Annotated in this window: 12 protein-coding genes and 2 pseudogenes; 4 read left to right on the top strand and 10 right to left on the bottom strand. The window is 55.2% G+C overall.

Features of this window, described 5'->3' with window-relative positions; all coding sequences use genetic code 11:
* Positions 1–113: 113 nt before the first annotated feature.
* Positions 114–316: pseudogene (locus tag C8275_RS14780) on the bottom strand (transposase); the annotation flags it as partial.
* Positions 317–685: 369 nt separating this feature from the next.
* On the opposite strand from C8275_RS14780, the gene C8275_RS02915 reads away from it, so the two are divergent.
* The gene (locus C8275_RS02915) at positions 686–1,123 is read left to right on the top strand and encodes a hypothetical protein (protein WP_106484030.1); all 438 of its coding nucleotides are present in this window, start codon (positions 686–688) and stop codon (positions 1,121–1,123) included.
* A 78-nt stretch (positions 1,124–1,201) separates the two neighbouring features.
* Complete coding sequence (locus tag C8275_RS02910) at positions 1,202–1,459, top strand: hypothetical protein (protein WP_106484029.1); 258 nt, start codon at positions 1,202–1,204, stop codon at positions 1,457–1,459.
* Between the two features lie 209 nt (positions 1,460–1,668).
* Here the strand turns inward: C8275_RS02910 and C8275_RS02905 are convergent, their stop codons facing one another.
* Together C8275_RS02905 and C8275_RS02900 are read right to left on the bottom strand one after the other, a co-directional pair.
* Positions 1,669–2,058, bottom strand: coding sequence for a hypothetical protein (locus C8275_RS02905; RefSeq protein WP_106484028.1), 390 nt, complete (start codon positions 2,056–2,058; stop codon positions 1,669–1,671).
* Positions 2,059–2,627: 569 nt separating this feature from the next.
* Positions 2,628–2,984, bottom strand: coding sequence for a helix-turn-helix domain-containing protein (locus tag C8275_RS02900; RefSeq protein WP_234395690.1), 357 nt, complete (start codon positions 2,982–2,984; stop codon positions 2,628–2,630).
* A 153-nt stretch (positions 2,985–3,137) separates the two neighbouring features.
* On the opposite strand from C8275_RS02900, the pseudogene C8275_RS02895 reads away from it, so the two are divergent.
* Positions 3,138–3,695 (top strand): annotated as a pseudogene (locus C8275_RS02895) (response regulator transcription factor); the annotation flags it as partial.
* Between the two features lie 102 nt (positions 3,696–3,797).
* Complete coding sequence (gene dusB, locus C8275_RS02890; protein ID WP_022385354.1) at positions 3,798–4,784, top strand: tRNA dihydrouridine synthase DusB; 987 nt, start codon at positions 3,798–3,800, stop codon at positions 4,782–4,784.
* A 947-nt stretch (positions 4,785–5,731) separates the two neighbouring features.
* Here dusB and C8275_RS02880 read toward each other — a convergent pair.
* The 7 genes from C8275_RS02880 to C8275_RS02850 all read right to left on the bottom strand — a co-directional run bounded on the left by C8275_RS02880 (position 5,732) and on the right by C8275_RS02850 (position 18,406).
* On the bottom strand, positions 5,732–7,351 hold the full coding sequence (locus tag C8275_RS02880) for a PKD-like family lipoprotein (RefSeq protein WP_106484025.1): 1,620 nt from the start codon (positions 7,349–7,351) through the stop codon (positions 5,732–5,734).
* A 26-nt stretch (positions 7,352–7,377) separates the two neighbouring features.
* Positions 7,378–8,064, bottom strand: a complete 687-nt coding sequence (locus C8275_RS02875; RefSeq protein ID WP_106484024.1) for a DUF4843 domain-containing protein — start codon at positions 8,062–8,064, stop codon at positions 7,378–7,380.
* A 15-nt stretch (positions 8,065–8,079) separates the two neighbouring features.
* Entirely contained in the window at positions 8,080–9,534 is a 1,455-nt protein-coding gene (locus C8275_RS02870) for a RagB/SusD family nutrient uptake outer membrane protein (protein WP_106484023.1), read from the bottom strand.
* A 19-nt stretch (positions 9,535–9,553) separates the two neighbouring features.
* On the bottom strand, positions 9,554–12,706 hold the full coding sequence (locus C8275_RS02865; RefSeq protein WP_022385350.1) for a SusC/RagA family TonB-linked outer membrane protein: 3,153 nt from the start codon (positions 12,704–12,706) through the stop codon (positions 9,554–9,556).
* Between the two features lie 41 nt (positions 12,707–12,747).
* Positions 12,748–15,048 carry a Gldg family protein gene (locus tag C8275_RS02860; RefSeq protein ID WP_106484022.1) on the bottom strand — a complete coding sequence of 767 codons (2,301 nt, stop codon included), beginning with the start codon at positions 15,046–15,048 and terminating at the stop codon, positions 12,748–12,750.
* Between the two features lie 101 nt (positions 15,049–15,149).
* The gene (locus tag C8275_RS02855; RefSeq protein ID WP_106484021.1) at positions 15,150–16,076 is read right to left on the bottom strand and encodes an ABC transporter ATP-binding protein; all 927 of its coding nucleotides are present in this window, start codon (positions 16,074–16,076) and stop codon (positions 15,150–15,152) included.
* Between the two features lie 35 nt (positions 16,077–16,111).
* Positions 16,112–18,406 (bottom strand): Gldg family protein, encoded by a 2,295-nt coding sequence (locus C8275_RS02850; RefSeq protein WP_106484020.1) that lies wholly within the window; start codon positions 18,404–18,406, stop codon positions 16,112–16,114.
* Positions 18,407–18,457: the final 51 nt, after the last annotated feature.

Here is an 18,457-nt window from a genome sequence, read left to right as displayed (position 1 = left end):
ATTATCCCTGCTTCTTTCATATCTACAAGAATATTTCCGACCATCCGTTCCTTTTGTACAGAAGTCTTAGCCTGAGGAAGTACATCCTTAAGATAACGTGAGTTCGATATAAATTAAAACATGACAAATTGCCCATCTTTGACAAAACAAACATCAATGGCGAGTTTCTTTTCAAAGAAACAGTATGCCGCTATAACAGAGAAGGAGTTGACAATAAAGTTATTGAAGAAACGGTGTCTAAAGTGTTCAATTTGGACGATGTTCTTCACTCGTCATTGACTGTTTCTACCAAAGCGCGTTTCCTTAATATAATTTTTCCGCATCACTCATCCAATTCGGCATATTCCTATGCACATGGATCTTGTCTTAAACCATCTATTTTTTCTACACTTTAGCAAATTCCTTACAAAAATCATCCGCCATACAATAAATCTCCGTAACTTTAGCCTCTGAGAACATAGTGGTAATCGCTTAAATGTTATACTTGGACACTATAAATTTAATGCTTTTATCGCTATGTTCCTAATTTCCAAACAACTAATTTAAGCTCTTATATCGAACTCACGTTACTTAAGGAGGCTCAAAGTGAAATCAGGTTAAATGAATCTCTTGAGAAAGGAAGTGAGGGTACAAAGCAAGTAGTTTCAAAAGTTGCTGGAAACAAGACTCAAAAAGAAACAAGAGAATGAAAAGGAAATTGATGATTGCTTTGATTAATGTAGTCTTAGGTCTTTTTGCGATCTATTACTCTTTTTCTATTAGGCGGGAGGCTTTTATTGCCTCCCACCATAATTTCATTGCTTGCCAAATAATTCAGTTATATCCTAAATCTGGTTCAAGAACTCATCCTACAGCCCGAGTTATATATCATGGAAAAGAATACTTCACAAATATTCGTAGTGGGGAAAATTTGAATATAGGATATAATGATACAACATTTCATTATGATCCATTATTTGATAAAGTATTTTGTCGTAACCAGCGTGCTGACAAAGGAATTCCTTTGGCTTTTTTATTGTTTTTGTCTTCATTTTTGCTTTGGATAGATCCAAGCGTAAAGCGGAGCAAGGCTCGTCCCAAAACTCAAGTATTGGAGTGTAATCAGAATAAGACCACTAAGTAAATTTGAAACCGAATCCTAACAAACCAGGGAAAATGATGGTTGACCAAAATTATCATGTATTCATAACAGATTAGATATATGAAAGTTATATTAGATATCCCAAGCTATTCGGAAAATTCTGGTATAGTATTCAAATGGGAAGGTGATTTCCAAATTAAGGTAGTAAGTGAAGACGGAGACGTATATATTAAGGCAAATGCTGATGGATTAACTTCACTTGCTAACCACTTGCTAAACTTAGCTCAGACATCGGTTCCTATTGGAACCCACATCCATCTAGATGAGTATAACTCTCTTGAGGAAGACTCATTGGATTTAATCATTGAAAAGATTTGAAAAACAATAATTTACAGCCTCCCCCAAAAAAGTTATTATCTAATCTTTTTGGGGGAGGCAATTTACTGAATACAAAAATAAAGAAAGGTAGCGTTTAAATAGTGTGTCTATTTCTCTCAAGCTTATAAACATCAGATGATGCTGAAAATTTAATGATATTCTCTCATATTCCTATTTTGTGGGAAATATCTGAATATACTAGTTGAATATCACTTACCAATATGTTTAATTTTTAGGGTGATGATGTGTTGCTCTTCCCTGATTCGCTCTAACAGTTCTAGTATCTTCTCTATCTGTGGGTACAGCACACACTCGAAGAACGGAACTGTGAGTTCTTGTCCTATGGCTAACTCATTGGCACGCTTCACAGCTTGGTTGAGATTGCTCCCCATCCACGACAGTTGTTGTTGGTACTGCTTATAGAGGTTGGTCATTTCAGCCAAGGCCGCCAACTTTTGGCGTGCGTTTAGGTCGCCCATTTGTCTGACAGCTTCCACTATCATACATGTTTTAGTGGGGTAATTTTCCCCTTTCTTTTGGAAGAGTTCATACTCTTTTTCGGTGAGCCTAATTTCTATTCTTCTTGTCTTTTTCTCCATACTTCACTGCCTTAAATTACTGAGTTGCGAGGTGATTTCCCAATGTCCGCAGGACTTGGCAAGTTACTTTTGTAAGTGCAGCCCCATCGGGGATGTACGTACAAAAGTACAACTTGCTATTTGAGTTTTTCTATTATTGAGTTGTGCGATGCAGCCAACTTTTATATTCAAGTATAACAATCTGTATTGCGATAACAGAAAGTTGCTTTGCTGTCATTTAGTAACGTTGAGTGCAAGAACATCCCCCAATAATTTACATATCCATTTTCTGTTTAACTTGTTTTATCTGCATCTACTCATCTTGATTCTTTTTTCTTCATGTGAAGATTCAGGATCCATATATCTTCATGTCTTGCATGCCAGCATTACGAAATAACATTATAACAGAATAACATTATAACGGAATAACATTATAACGGAATAACATTATTACGGAATAACATTATTACGGCATTACAGCATTACGGCATTCTTGCATGCCAGCTTGCAGTGTTGTGATATGCACGCATGAACTCCCGAACGAACGCACCTATGAGCACATGCAGACACAACACTGCAAAAAAAAATGGTCATTTATCGGACTTGCCTGCATAGGGATCTAAATTGCAGCCGAATTTAATACGGTCTATGTCCGACTTTCGGTAGCGTACCTTGGAACCCGTCTTGATGGGAACAAGATACCTGATCTTTGCCCATTTCCAAAGCGTGGCTTCGCATACGCCCAGATATTCACACGTTTCCTTTCGGGTGAGTAGCGTGCGATTATCCAGCTCCAGCTTTTCTTCCTGCTCCTTCCTGTGCTGCTGACGCTCACGGCTGCGGTCAATGAGATAGTCAGCAAAGGCTATGAGGTTTTCTTTACTTGCCTGCACCGAGAATGATGCGCTTTGGTCGCCCATAAGGGAAATAAATTTATAATTTTCCATGTTGGTTCTGTATTTATATGTTTGATTTTTATTGAATTGCTTGTTGGCTAATAATAGCCGGTGTCCGGCTACTCCAAATGACGGATGGCATCAGCCTTGATGTCATCACCGATGCTTCGGTAACGTTTGAACGCCTGACTGTTCTCACAGTGTCCCGACATCATCCTGTCCGACATCGACATGCCCGAAATGGACGGCTTCGAGATGGTGAGACGTATCCGGGAGACGGACGGGGACACGCCCATCCTGTTCACTTCCGCCCTGACCTCGCCCAAGGATGTGAGGCATGGCTACAAACTGGGGGTGAACAACTACGTGAAGAAGCCGTTTGTCCCGGAAGAGATTGATGCGCACATCCATGCCATCCTGAAGATGAAGGCAGGGGGCAAGAGCCGGTCAGAAGAAGGATGTTACCAGTTCAGCCACTACACGCTCGACACCGGGCATGCCACCCTGCGCAACGACAACACCGGAAGTGTCTTCCCACTGACCGGCATGGAGACCAAAATCATGCAGCTCCTCGCCGAGAACCAAAACGAAATCATCCGCCGTGAAGCCATCCTGAGCCGCTGCTGGAAGACGGAAGACGATTTTTTCGCATCCCGCAGCCTGGATGTGTTTATCAGCAAGCTCCGCAAGCTCTTTACCGATGATCCGGATGTGGAAATTAAGACCGCAAGAGGTGTCGGACTGATGCTGGCAGTCAAGTGACAGCCTCTCCGGCAAGACGGCACGAGGGAGAGATTGTCCCCGACCGATGGTCCATGAAACCAACGATTTTTCCTACCTTTGCAGCCTCAACCGTATGACAACATGAAGATTAGAAACATCGACCTAGGAGAACATCCCATTGTCCTCGCCCCGATGGAGGACGTGACCGACATAGCCTTCCGCCTGATGTGCAAGCACTTCGGAGCGGACCTGGTATACACTGAATTTGTCTCAAGCGACGCACTGGTGCGCTCTGTGAGCAAGACCATGCAGAAGCTGACCATCAGCGACGACGAACGCCCCGTCGCCATCCAGATTTATGGCAAGGAGACCGACGCCATGGTCGAGGCGGCACGCATCGTGGAGGAGGCACGCCCCGACATCCTCGACATCAACTTCGGCTGTCCCGTGAAGCGGGTGGCAGGCAAGGGCGCGGGTGCAGGAATGCTGCAGAACATCCCGAAGATGCTGGAGATTACCCGTGCAGTGGTCGATGCCGTGAAGATTCCCGTCACCGTGAAGACCCGCCTGGGCTGGGATGCCGACCACAAAATCATCGTCGACCTGGCGGAGCGTCTTCAGGACTGCGGCATCGAGGCGCTGACCATCCACGGACGGACACGCGCACAGATGTACACCGGCGAGGCGGACTGGACCCTCATCGGAGCCGTGAAGGAGAACCCGCGGATGCACATCCCCATCATCGGCAACGGCGACGTCACCACCCCGCAACGTGCCGCGGAGTGTTTTGAACGTTACGGTGTGGACGCGGTGATGATCGGACGCGGCAGCTTCGGGCGTCCGTGGATATTCAAGGAGGTGAAGCACTTCCTGGAGACCGGTGAAGAGCTTCCCCCGCTGTCGTTCGACTGGAAGATGGATGTCCTGCGCGAAGAGGTCCGCCAGAGCGTGGCGCGACTGGACGAGCGAAGGGGTATCCTGCACATACGGCGTCACCTTGCCGCCACTCCCCTGTTCAAGGGCTTGCCGAACTTCCGCGACACACGCATCGCCATGCTGCGCGCCGAGACCGTCGACGAGCTGTTCAGCATCTTCGACGACATCAAGGAGCGTTACGGCAAGGAGTAAGGACACACCGCGGGATGCGAAGGCACAAAAAAACGAAGACCACCAGGGACGCGCCTTTGTGCCTTCGTATCTCGTCATCATTGTCAATTATCAGAGTTGTCATTGTCAATTAAAAAGTTCCCTTCCTCTCTCAGGAACATGCTGGCAATCATAATGGAGTTTATGCCTATAGCAAAAACGACAATAATGTGTATATGATTTGCATCCGTCTTCTTCTCTCTCCACACTGCATTCTTCTCTAGTCTCCATATATCTTCGCTTTTCTCCACCTCTATATATTTCCCTCTCTGCATCTTTCTCTCCCATCCAGTCTTCCCAGAGAGGAAGGGAACTGTCTTTCTTTAGTTAATGATGGACAAAAGTATGTTATTTTATCTGTAATGCAAAATCTTTTCCTCCTTTTTTGTTGTCTGTACCATAAAATCGTTGTGAGATGTATTTTCTTACACTTCTCAACCATTCCCGCTTTGCTACATTCCGACTGTAAGAAAGATAAGGGTTAAATTTACACTCCATACTTTTCTTCCGCCTGTACAGAAGGTGCACTTCATGGACACACACCCTCCGGACATTTGTGTTTGACCGGACAGACACAAGTCTTTCATCGGGCAAACACAAGTGTTTGACGTGGCAAACTAATTGGTTTGATATACCAAAGTATAATACTTAGCCTACCAAAGTATTATACTTAGACCACCTAAGTATTATACTTTGCCTATCTAAGTATTATACTTTAGTCTGTCAAGTCCCTATGCGTATCAGATTAAGAGCGGGTGTGCAGCGAATCAGGCATCCATGCCCCGTCCGCCGGGCAACCGTGTCTGTGGGAGAACGTCCGGACAACGGAAGGGGCGACGCATAAAAAAGGGAGGCACGTTCGTCTGACGCACCTCCCTGCATGCTCCTCCTGTACGGAGGCAGCGACATTATCAAATAGAAAACAGGAATCAGAACTGGTCCACTCCCCATCCGTTGGCTTCCTTCGTCCGCACGCTCACGATGCGGCCGAAGTCATCCGGAGACTCCCAGAGAATCTTGGCACTGTCGTCCAGGTTCTTGGCGTTCTGCATCGGCAGCAAGTAGAACTTGCCGTTCTCCAGTCCGAGTCCCATGTAGTTGCTGTTGAACCACTCGCCGCACATCGCCGTCACCGGAGCGTCGAATGAGAGGTACTTCTTCACCGACTTCGCCGTGCGGTCGAGCATGTACAGGTCGTTGCCGCTCGCGATGAACGTGTAGGCACCGGGGTTGGAAGCCTGGGTCGTGTAGGGCAAGGTGTAGACGTAGCTGTCGGCACGCATGATGTCGTCGATGAGGTTGACGTGCGAACCGTCTTCCGAAGCCGAGAGCACCGCCATGTTGTCCACCATCAGGGTCGAACTGTTGTAGTTGTCCTGCCAGATGCGGCAGGTCTGCACGGTGTACTGTCCGTCCTTCTCGAAGATGAACACATAGCTGTAGCCCGTGCCTCCGTACTGGTACTGGTCGTGGTAGCCACAGTGCACCAGGTTGTAGCCTTCGTAGTTGTCGAGGGGCACGAAGCCGGCAGGTCCCTCGAAATGGCGGAGCGCCGAGATGCGTCCCAGTGTGTACTCACCCTTGCTGTCCGACTTGATGTCCGACACGTGGAGCAGGCGCTTGTGCTTGTCGTCATGCAGCAGGCAGAAGTTGCCTCCCAGCTTGCTGACGATGATGTGAGTGTCGGTGAGCGGTTCGTCCTCGCCCTCACACTTGCAGGGCACGGGATAGAAATACTCCGAGTTGGGCAGCTCCTTCGTCGACTTGATGCGGGTGTAAATCTGTCCTTCCTCGTCCTCCAGCACGTCGGTCCAGCCCATGTACATCACATTGGCGGCACGCATGCCGGCAGGCCAGCCTCCGTCAATCATCTCCGAACCGGTCATGTCCTTCACAAAGGTCGACGACTCGACGTCGACCAGCTCGGTGGGCGTGATGACCATCACCTGCGGACCGCCGCCGTACCAGTTGTGCTCGTGCAGGCGGATGGGGTCGTCCGGCAGGTACTCGTCGTTCTCGGCATGATACACACCGACGACCGTACGGATGGTGCTGTTGGCAATGTCGACCTTGTCCCCCAGGAACGAAGAGCTGAGGATGGCGCTCAGGCAGGTGTGCCCGTCCTTCTCGCCCAGGACGTAGAAGCCCGCACCGCTGTACTTCTCACGTACGCTGACATAGACGGTCTGGGCATAGTGCAGGTCGTTCACCAGGTCATGGATGTCGAAGACCAGCAGGGCGTTGCTCATCAGCGAGTCGCAGACATAGGTCAGGTCGCGCTCACGGCTCACGACCTGTGCGTAGTCGATGCTCCATGAATATTCCACATTGGCGATGTCCCGCAGGGTGTCGCCCTGCTCGCTGAGGATGACCGGCGACAGGGTCAGGGTGTCGCCCTGTGCCAGACTGAGGGTACTGCCGCTCCCGAAGGACGACTCGTCGATGACATACTTGGGGATATCCGTGTACGAATAGTTCCCCTTGTCCTCATAGCAGCCTGCAAGGACTGCCGCCACGCAGAGGTATAACAGGATTAGTTTATGTTTCATAGCTTTTTCTTCTCTTTACTTAAGGATTAATATCCGGCCAGTTCGATGGGCGAACCGTCCGCTTCCGTCCACTCGGGGTGGGCATCCAGTGCCTGCTGGTAGGCATCGCGGACCTTACGCATCTCGGTCAGCGAGTAGCCCGAATAGTCGGCAATGCCGGTGGACTCGATGAGGTAGTGGTACTTGGCATCGCTGTAGGGGCCGAAGATGGCGTTGGTGATGTCCTCGGTCCACCACTCGGGCTTGCGCAGGAGGTTGCTGAAGTGGGTCTTCACCATCAGGCTGTCGGGGTAACCGACGTCAAAGTGGTCGTTCGCCACGATGCGCAGGGCGAGCGAAACCTCCTCGTCGTCCATGCGTGCGCTGCGCTTGAGCAGGACCTTGAGCGTGTCGGTGAACAGTCCCTTGCGGAACACCACGGGACTGGGCAACGTGTATTCATCGGGCAGTGCCGTGGTGGCAGTGTCCACCACCTCGACGCTCACCTCGCGGTCGGCATCCAGCTGCTGGCCGATGAGCTGTATCGGGAAGCACGCCTCGTAGGTGTCCGTCCCGGGATAGAACTGGAAGGTGACGGTCTGCTCCTTCTCGCCCGTGAAGTAGAGGCGGTGGGAGCTGACGTCGTAAACGGGTATCTCCGCCTCCGAGCAGGCAGCAAACGCAAGCACGGCACACAGAGGCGCACTGAGTAACAGGTGTCTTTTCATAATCATTCTCGAATCGTTTGGTTAAATGGCACTCTCGCTGTCGGGCAACGGGAATACGAAGTTGGCGTCGTAGACGTAGTCCGGGTCAATGCCCAGGCGCTTGTAATAGTAGAAGAGCTGGCCCTCGCCGACGAACTCGCGGTTCGCCTCCTTGACGATTTCCGGACCGAACCATCCTTCGGGGTCGCTGGCAATGACCTGGCTGTACTTGCCCTTCGAGCAGTTGCGCCCTTCACGGACGACATCAATCTCGTCGGCAGCCTTCACATTGTCGCCGATGGTGTAGTAGTACTCCGCACGGATATAGTACATCTCGCTCAGGCGCAGCACCGGGAGCAGGTCGGCACAGTAGCTGTTGGACTCGTCGCTGTACTTCAGCGACAGCACGTTGTAGGACGTCGTGTTCAGCAGGACCGCATAGCGCACGTCCGACTGGTCGTCGAACAGGTAGGAGGCGTCGTTGATGTAGAACTTCGTGTTGTCGGCAGTGGCGTCGCTGTAGTTCGTCACGGTCTTCTGGTTGGAGAGGCAGAAGATGACATCGTGATAGAGGCGCGTGTTGCCCGTCGAGGGATAGGTGAACGTGAAGTAGGGGTTGCCCTCGTAGGCTCCGTCAATGATGGGCTGCGTCTCGTCGAACGCCCGCTTGTAGTTCTCCGCGTCGTAGGGTCCGGCGTAGTTGTAGGCGCGTGCCAGGGCGGCGCAGATGGCGTAGTAGTTCATGCGGTAGCCGCGGTAGGTGAAGAAGATGTCCGACGGGGGATTGCCCACACCCGAGCCTTCGAAGTTCTCGATACGGGCGTTCGTCGTCATCCAGTAGGCGTGTTCCTCCGCCGTGTCAAAGGGCTTCACCAGCTCCTTGGCAGCCTGGAGGTCGGCGATGATGCGGTCGAGCACCTCCCGGTTGGAGCTGTACTCCTTGAAGGTACAGGGGTACGTGTCCACATAGGGGATGTAGTCCTTCCCGTCATCCTTGACAGGAGCGGGAGCGAACAGACGCAGGACGTCCAGGTGGAGGAAGGCACGCAGAGCCAGCGCCTCGCCCTTGATGAGCTGACGCTCCTCCTCCCCTCCGCGGAACTTGGAGGCGGGCGCCTCCTCTATCTGCGCAATCAGGTTGTTGCAGTTGGCGATGCTGTTGTACATCTTCGACCAGATGCCGTCGATGACATCTTCCACCTTGGAGTCGGTGTATTCGAAGCTGGCGAACTTGTCGTAGAGGGTGTTCGTGCCCAGGTACCAGGACGAGTACATCTGTGCGGCGGCATCCAGGTAGCCCCACGTCAGGGCGGAACCGTAGAGCGAGGTCTCCGACATCTGACGGTAGACACCGTTGAGGGTCACGCGGTAGCCGTCGCCCTCGGCAAACAGCTCGTCCTGCGTCAGCGTGTCAGACGGACGCACGTCCAGCCAGTCGGAACAGGAACTGCCCGCCAGGAGCAGGACGGCGGACAAGAGTATGTAGAGTTTCTTCATTTGTCGTACGTTTAAAGGGTTAGAAGGAAGCCTTGACGGCGAAACTTACGGAGCGCGAGTACGGATAGCTCAAGCCACGCTCCTGCTTCACGGTGGAGGCATAGAACAGGTCGTTGGCAGACAACTCCAGCCGGAGCATGCTCAGTCCCCAAGGGGCTATCAGCTCGTTGTCGAAGGTGTACTCCAGCGAGAGTGAGTTCAGCGTCAGGTAGTTGTAGTCCTGCACGAAGCGCGACGTAGGCTGTGTCTGCGCGATGTTGTTCACGCCTGCCTGCAACGCCTGGAACTTCGACACGTCGCCGGGCTTCTGCCAGCGGTCGGTCAGCACGCGGTAGTCGACGTTGCTGTCATAGATGTCGGCGTCCTCGACCTTGTCGACCAGCGTCTGGTTGTAGCGCTGTCCGCCGAACTCGTACATGAACGTGGTGTAGAGCGAGAAGTTCCTCCACGACGCGCTGAAGCCGAAGGTTCCCTGGCCGTCCGGCTCCTTGTTGCCGATAACGACCTGGTCGCCCGAACGCCAGGTGTCCGTCACCGTCCCGTCAGGACGCAGGAACAGCTCCTTGCCCGACGCAGGGTCGATGCCCAGCGAACGTACGCCCCAGATGGAATTCATCGAACCGCCCTCGACGTACTGCAACAGCGGCTGCGAGCGTGAGCTCTGGTTGAAGGGGTCGCTATAGTAGTCCTGCACCTGCTTGTTGTAGTCGCGCAGGCTGTCGGAAATCTTCAGAATCTTGTTGCGGTTGTGTGCCAGGTTGGCGAAGATGGAGACGTACCAGTCGCGGTTGCGGAAGATGTCGGAACGGAAGTCCAGCTCGAAACCGCGGTTCTCCACCTCGCCCACATTATCCTTGTAGGTCGTGAAGCCCGTGTGGCTGGGGATGGTCACGTCGTTCACCATGTCCGTCGTACGCTTCACATAGTAGCTTGCCTTCAGGTAGAACAGCCGACGCAGGAAGCTCACCTCAAAGCCGACGTCGAGCGTGTTGGTCGTCTCCCAGCGCAATGCCTCGTTGCCCAGGGCGTAGAGCGTGGCGCCATAGCCCGTCTTGTACCATTCGTCGGTGAATATCTGATAGGTGGTCTCTGCCTGATAGGGGGCGAAGTTGACGGCACCCGTCTGTCCGTAGCTTCCGCGGAGCTTGAGCAGGTCGAAGAAGCCCAGGTCGCTGATTGCCTCGTAGTTGTGCAGGTTCAGTCCGACGCCCGTGCTCCAGAACGTTCCGCACTTCTCATCGGCACCGAACTCCGAGGAACCTTCCACGCGGATGCTGGCGTCGAAGAGGTAGATGTTGTCGTAGCTGTAGTTGAACACGCCCACGCCACCCATCTGACGGGTCGTGTTCTCGCTCGTCGACGGCTTCTCATAGACTTCCTGCGCATAGTTGGGCGAATGGAGGATGCCCGAGGGGAAGCCGCGGTAGGTCGTGCTGACCGACTCGGTCTGCGTCTCCTGCGCGTTAAAGCCGAGCGAGAAGTTCAGGTTGTGCTTGCCGAAGAACTGGTTGTAGGACAGGGTGCTCTGGAAGTCCCAGTTCAGGTTGGAGCCCGAGCCGGTGGTCAGTTCACCCGACGAGTAGTTGGTGGAGCTGATGGGGTTGGTATTCTTCTTCGAGAGCGGGTCGAGGAAGCGGTCGCTCTTGTTCGTCTGGTAGGTGACACCCAGCGAGGCTTTCCACAGCAAGTGGTGCGTGATGTTCCACTGCAGGCTCAGGTTGTCGATAAGCTCGTTGTACGACGACTTGTCAAAGTTGTGCAACCCTGCCTCATAGAGCGGGTTGGTGATGGTGCCCGACATGTGCCAGTCTTCCAGCTCCTCGAGGTAGTTGCCGTTCTCGTCGGTGTACACGTCGTAGGGCTGCTTGGTGGTGTAGTCGGAGAAGGAGCCGTAGGGTGACTCCTGACTGTGGGTCGTGTTGAAGCTGACGTAGTTGCGCACCTGAAGCTTGTTGATGCGGTAGTCGAGGTACATGCCTCCGCCCATCGTCCGTCGGCCCGAACCCTTCATGACACCGTCGTCCTGCTTGTAGTTGAGGTCGACGCCGAAGCGCAGGTTCTCCGTACCGCCGTCGATGTAGAGGCTGTGGTTATGGTTGAACACCGTGCGCAGGGGCTTCGACAGCCAGTAGGTGTCGACACCGCGCCGGACGTTGTACAGCTTGCCCTGATACTCCTCGTTCAGCCGTTCCTGGTCGGCAGGAGTGTCGGAGACGTAGCATCCTGCGAGGCGTTCTGCCTCCAGCTTCTCAGCCGCGTTGAGCAGGTGGTAGTCGCTCAGGTCAGGCGCCTCGACCTCACCGGTGAAGCTGTACTGCACGTTGAGCTTGCCGGGCTTCGGAGTGACGGTCGTGATGACAACCACACCGTTGGCTGCACGCGAACCGTACATCGCCGTGGCGGCGGCATCCTTGAGGATGGTGATGCTCTCGATGCGAGAGGGGTCCATGTCATAGAGTTTCGTCACGTCAATTTCGAAGCCGTCCATGATGAAGGTAGGCAGGTTCGGGTTGTTCTGCAGGTTCGACTTCGAGGTCAGGCTCTGCGCATCCAGCTCCTTCACGCCGATACCGGAGTTACCACGGATGGACACTTCGGGCAGGGCGTTCGGGTCCGAACCCCAAGTGGTGTTCTCGGCAATGCGGAACGACGGGTCAAACGCCTGAAGCGCCTTGATGACGTTCGTCTTGGAAACACGTTGCAGCTCCTCCTTGCGGATGGTGGTGGAGTTTCCCGTGAAGCTTTCCTTCTTGAAGTTCACAAAGCCTGTCACCACCACCTCGTCGAGCTGCTGGGCGTCTTCATCCAGACGTATTTCCAGTTCTTTCTCTCCCAGTGCGGACGCTTTCACCCGCACCTCCTTCGTTTCCATACCGACGAAGGAGAACTGCAACACGGCATCCGCTCCTTTCGGCACGTTGATTTGGAACCGTCCGTCGATGTCGGTGATCACACCGTTCATGTTGCCTTTGCGCAACACGGTCACACCGGGGAGCGAGTGGCCTTCCTTGTCTGCCACCCTACCCTTGACGGTAATGAGCGTTCTCTCGGTGCTTGTCTGCTGACCCGTGCTCACCCGCACCGACACCTGTGCTGCCACAGGAGCCGCGCAACAGAGGGCACACGCCAGGAGCGCACCTTGTCTCACTAGTAACTCTCGCTTTTTTCTCATGTTCTATATGTATTAAATACTCAACATTAGGATGATTCGTTTCACTTCTTCCGTCTGCGCCACCACGTCAGCGTGTAGCAGGCGATGAGGGCGGCGGGGACAAGCCCCATGAAGAGGATGCGCACCCAGATGAGCGCTCCCTGACCGATGGACATGGCGTCGTCGGCCGGACGCGGACGGTCGGTGTTGATGGGAAAGACGTTGTAGGACAGGTCGCGGAACGACTCGGTGATGAGTGAGAAGTTCGAGCCGTTCAGGGCGTAACGCTCGGTCGTCAGCTCGCCGTTGCTCATGCAGTCCGCGTCGCCTAGGATGAGGATGCGCTGCTCCTTGTCGCCCACCTGACGGGTGAGGCGGAGCATCGTCGGGACGGCAGCCTCGCGTTCGCCCGTCAGGGTGTCGAGCACCGCCTTGTCGTCAACGAAGTCGGTCGTCTGCAACTCCATCCACGAGCCTTGTGCCGGGGTGGTGAGCATGGGGGTCACGTGGAAGGCGGTCGTGTCTGCCCACGCCAGTCCGACGGCACCGGGCATGATGATGCGGTAATCGTTGCGGCGCAGTCCGGCATAGACATCGTTCAGGGCGGCAGCTTCGGGTGTGAGTTCCTGCGCCAGGAGGTCGGCTGCATACTCTGCCGTCGGATGGACGGCAATGCCCGGCAGGAAGCGGACGCCGAACGGCTCCACGAGGGGATTCATGACCTCCTGACGGCGCGGCTCACCGGCAATGATGAGGTTGCCCCCGCGCTCCACGTAGTCGTGCAGACGTGCCAGTTCGCCATCAGTGAACGGGGTGCGTGCCTCGGCAATGACCACGATGTCGATGTCGGCAGGGATGCCCGTGGAATCCGCCAGGTTCAGCCCGACGGCATCAAAGCCCTGGTTGATGAGGGAGTAGCGGAAGGTGAGGTTGCGGGCAAAGGCGGCATAGTCGCGCTCGCCTGCCTTGTCAATGCTGCGTTCGCCGTGACCAGCGACAAAGCCCACCTTGGGAGCCTTGACGACGAGCCGCTTCAGGGCAGCGGTGATTTCGCTCTCACGCGGGTCGCGCTGATTGTCGTCATACACACGCAGGAAGCTGCGTGCACCGTTCTCCCGTTCGAGGACGCGGACGAAGCGGTTGCCTTCGGGCGTGAGGTCGATGATGCGGTGTATCTCTTCGGGACTGAGGAACATGTCGAAGTCCAGGTCCATGATGTCGCACATGCGGCGGGCGATGCCTTCCTCGTCCAATCCGGGGAACTGGGCATAGATGGAGGGATTGTTCACCCGGTCGTAGTAGTAGACGTAGTTCATCTCCAGCTCGGGCTTGAAGCGGATGTACTTCTCGAACTGCTCGCGGTCGTAGTTCAGCCGGGAGGGCATGCCCTTGCCGTAGTTCTCGTCGAGCAGGTTGACGTAGGTGGTGATGGTCAGTCCGCCGGTCAGCTGCTTCATGACTTCCTGGCTCTCGGGCGTGAGCGTGTTCGCCTTGGTGGCAGTGGCGTCGTAGTAGCCCATGAGCTTGGGACGTGTGGTGGTGTAGCCGACGAGGAGGGCGACGCAGACCGTCAGCGTGTACTGCATCCACTTGACAGCCGGCTTCACCGACGTGCGTGCGAACTTGAGCTTCAGGATGGAGAGCACGAGGAAGAGGACGATGACGATGAAGAAGTAGAGCACGTCCTGACTGCAAATCATGCCCTCGATGAGGCTGTCCGAACGGCCGGAGAGGGAGAGCCAGTAGGTGATGTCACGGACGAAGGCGATGTCCTGCCCCACATTACCAATGTAGTTGAGCAGTGCCAGCAGCGTCAGTGTGCCGACGGCGGCGACCACCTGATAGGCGGTCAGGGTGGACATGAAGAGTCCGATGGCGGCATAGGCACAGGTGAGCAACAGGATGCCCAGCAGACCCGTGAAGGCGAAGGGGTAGTCAAAGTGCTCCACTGTCAGGGCACAGAAGACGAGGAACAGCAGCAGCACGGCGATGAGCAGGAGGGCATAGACCAGCATCGACAGGTACTTGCCGAGGATAATCTGGGTGTTCGTTACCGGAGAGGAGTAAAGCAACTTGATGGAGCCGCTGCTGTACTCCTTGCTCATCAGCCCCATCGTGAGCAGGGGGATGTAGAGATAAAGGTTGTCCTGCATGGCGGCAAACACACCGCCGAAGCCCAACAGGAGGCGTGAGGTGAGGTTATAGGGACGGTAGCCCAGTGCGAGGTAACGCAGCTGGTCGTCGATCAGGTCGGAGAAGGTAAGCCCCGCCTGAAATGCGAAGATGATCAGTATGAGCCAGGCGATGGGCGAGCAGAACAGGTTGTACAGCTCCGCCTTGGCTATTTTCCATGTTGTTTTCATATTCACTTGAAATGGGTTAGTTGACGAGTTAACAAGTAAACGTGGGAACGGGAGGACTGCACCCGGCCGACGGGGGAACGGACGGACCGGGAGACGGTGCCTCATCCTTCCCCCTTCGAGAGGCGGGCGAATATCTCGTCGAGCGAGCGACGTTCGAGCCTGATTTCCTTCAAGCCCCATCCGCTGCGGACGCTCCGGTCGATGACCCGTTCGGTGATGTCGGGGCGGCGGTCGAAGTGGACGCGGAAGCATCCGTCGCCCAGGTCCTCGCTGCCGGTGACACCATCCAGTGCAGCCAGCTCATCCGTCGTCGGCGGATTGTCCCACACGACAAGGAACGAGGTGGGCGCGACGTAGTTGTCAAAGTCGTCCATCGTACCAGTGAAGATGACGTGTCCGCGCTCGATCATGCGTATCTCGTCACACGTTGCCTGCACCTCCGAGAGGATGTGGGTGGAGAGCATCACGGCATGGTCGGACGCGAGCTCCTTGATGAGGTTACGTATCTCGACAATCTGGTTGGGGTCCAGTCCGTTCGTCGGCTCGTCGAGGACAACGAACTTCGGGCTGTGGACGATGGCCTGCGCGATGCCGGCGCGCTGCTGGTAGCCTCCGGAGAGGTTCTTCAGCAGACGGCTGCGGAAGTGGAGGATGCCGCAACGGTCCATCGCCCGCTCGACGGCGGCAGGGATGGCTGCCTCGTCCATCAGACGCAGGGCGGCGCAGTAGGTCAGGTATTCCTCCACGGTCATGTTGGGGTACAAGGGAGGACGTTGGGGGAGGAAGCCGATGTACTTCTTGGCTTCCACCGGGTTCTCACGCAGGCTGATGCCGTTGATGTAGACATTGCCTTCGGTCTGGTTGAGTACTCCGCAGATGATGTTCATCGTGGTGGACTTCCCCGCTCCGTTGGAGCCGAGCAGACCGAAGACACCGCGGCTTCTCACTTCCAGGTTTATGTCGCGTATCGCCCAGTCCACGCTGTAACGGTGGGACAGGTGCTCTACTTTTACAATTGTTTCTTCCATAATGGGTCTATTTAAGTTGACGAGTGGACTGGTTACTATCTTCTGCGCCGACGCACACGGATGGTGATGCCGCAGGCGGCAAGCGCCAGGGGCAGGAGTCCGGCAAAGCCGTACTTGATCCAGCGGCGGGAGTCACGCCCGAGATAGATTTCGTTGTCCGTAGGTTCGGGGCGGGTGGTGTCCAACGGGTATTCGCCGTAGGAGAGCCACTTGAAGCTTCCGGTGAGCAGGGTGAAGTTCGACGAGTTGACGCCGTTGCGGGTCTTGCCCAGCTCGTAGTTGCTCACGCAGTCGGCGTCACCGGAGATGACGATGCGCTGCTCCTTGTCGCCCACCTGGCGGGTGAGTGCCAGTACCGTGGGATAGCTTCCCGGACGCTCGCCGCTCAGGCTGTCGGCTGTAGGTACCTGGTCGAGGAAGTCAGTGGTCTGAAGCTCGGTCCAGCTCTTCTCGCCGGAGACGATGACGGGCAGGGCAGTGAACCCGCACGAGGGGTCAAACGAGAGGGCGGTCGCCTCGGGCATGCTGATGGTGTAGCCGTAGGCATAGGGACGACGGTAGGTCGGGAAGGCCTCGGCTGCCTGTGCCGTGATGTGGCCGACGGTCAGTGTCGGCAGGTCCACGTCGTTCGGCTCGACGAGCACGCCGGGCAGGAAGCTGACGCCGAAGGGGGCGACAACGGGATTCATGACCTCCTGACGGCGGTAGTCGCCGAGGATGAAGAGGTTGCCCCCGCGGTTGACGTAGGCGGACAGCTTGCCGCCCTCTGCCTCATCAAAGGGGGTGCGCATGTCGGCAATGACCACGATGTCGACGTCCGCAGGGATATCTTCCCGGGAGAGGTCAACGGTCAGCACGTCGAAGCCCTGGTTGATGAGCGAGTATCGGAAATAGATGCTCTCGGCAAAGCGGTTGTAGTCGCGGTCGCCGGTCTTGTGGATGTCGCGCATCCCGTGGCCCGTGAGGAAAGCGACCTTGGGCGACTTGACAACAAAGCGTTTGAGTGCAGCGGAGATTTCGGTCTCGGAGGGGTGCTTCTGGTTGTCGTCGTAGAGACGGAGGAAGCTGCGCTGTCCGTTCTCACGTTCGATGACGCGGACGAAGCGGTTGCCCTCGGGTCGCAGGTCGATGACCTTGCGTATCTCTTCAGGAGTGAGGAACATGTCGAAGTCGAGGTCGAGGATCTTGCTCATCTTTTCCGCCTTCTGACGGTCGTCCAGCCCCACGAAGCGGTCGTCGAGCGACTCGTTGTCTGCCTTGTCCCAGAAATAGACGTAGCGCATCTTGATCTCGGGCTTGAAGCGCATGTACTGCTCAAATCGCTCCACGTCGAACTTGAGCTGGCTGGGAAGCCCGCTGCCGTAGTTCGGCTCCAGGAGGTTGACGTAGGTCGTGATGGTCAGTCCGCCGTCGAGCTTCTTCACGATGTCCTGGCTGGTGCGGGTGAGTGTGTTCGACTTGGTGGCGGTGCAGTCATAGTAGAACTTCAGCGAGGGCAGCGTCGAGAGATAGCCGACGAGGAAGGCGGCAGCCACCACAGCCGTATAGGTTCCCCACGAACGGACGCGGGACACCTTGCTGCGTCCGGCACGGAGCTTCAGGATGGAGAGGCTGATGAACAGCACGATGACAATGAGGAAGTAGAGCAAGTCCTCCGTACAGATGAGTCCGTCGATGAACTGGTAGGCGCGTCCGGAGATGGAGAGCCAGTAGGTGATGTCGCGGACGAAGGCATAGTCCTGCCCTACCTCGCCGACGTAGTTGAGGGCGGCGAGCACGGCGAGCGTACCCATGGCGGCGACCACCTGATAGGAGGTGATGCTCGACATGAACAGTCCGATGGCTCCGTAGGCACAGATGAGCAGATAGATGCCCAGGATGCCCGAGAAGACCAGCGGCAGGTCGGCGTCCTTCACCGTCAGTCCCGTGAACACGGCCATGACCAGCAGCGGGAAGATGAGCGCCAGGTTGTAGACGAGCACCGAGAGGTACTTGCCCAGAATGATTTGCGGGTTCGTCACGGGCGAGGAATAGAGCAGCTTGATGGAGCCGCTGCTGTACTCGCGGCTCATGAGCCCCATCGTGAGCAGGGGGATGTAGAGGTAGAGGTTGCCGAGCAACCCCGGGAAGATGCCCATCCAGCCGGTGAACATGCCGGAGGTGGCTCCCCACAGGCCGTAGCCCATGGCTTGCGACTGGATTTGGCGTCCGATGGCATCGCTGAAGGCCAGCCCCGACTGGAAGGCGAAGATGACCAGGATGAGCCATGCGATCGGTGAGCAGAAGAGCGAGCGCAGTTCTGCCAATGCTATGCGGATGGTTGTTTTCATAACGGTTCTTTGCTAGGTTCGTTGGTTGAGGTGCGTCGGGAGTCCCGCCGT

This window comes from Bacteroides sp. Marseille-P3684 (assembly GCF_900291465.1).
GTDB lineage: Bacteria > Bacteroidota > Bacteroidia > Bacteroidales > Bacteroidaceae > Phocaeicola_A.
This window is presented reverse-complemented; position numbering and strand designations above follow the sequence as displayed.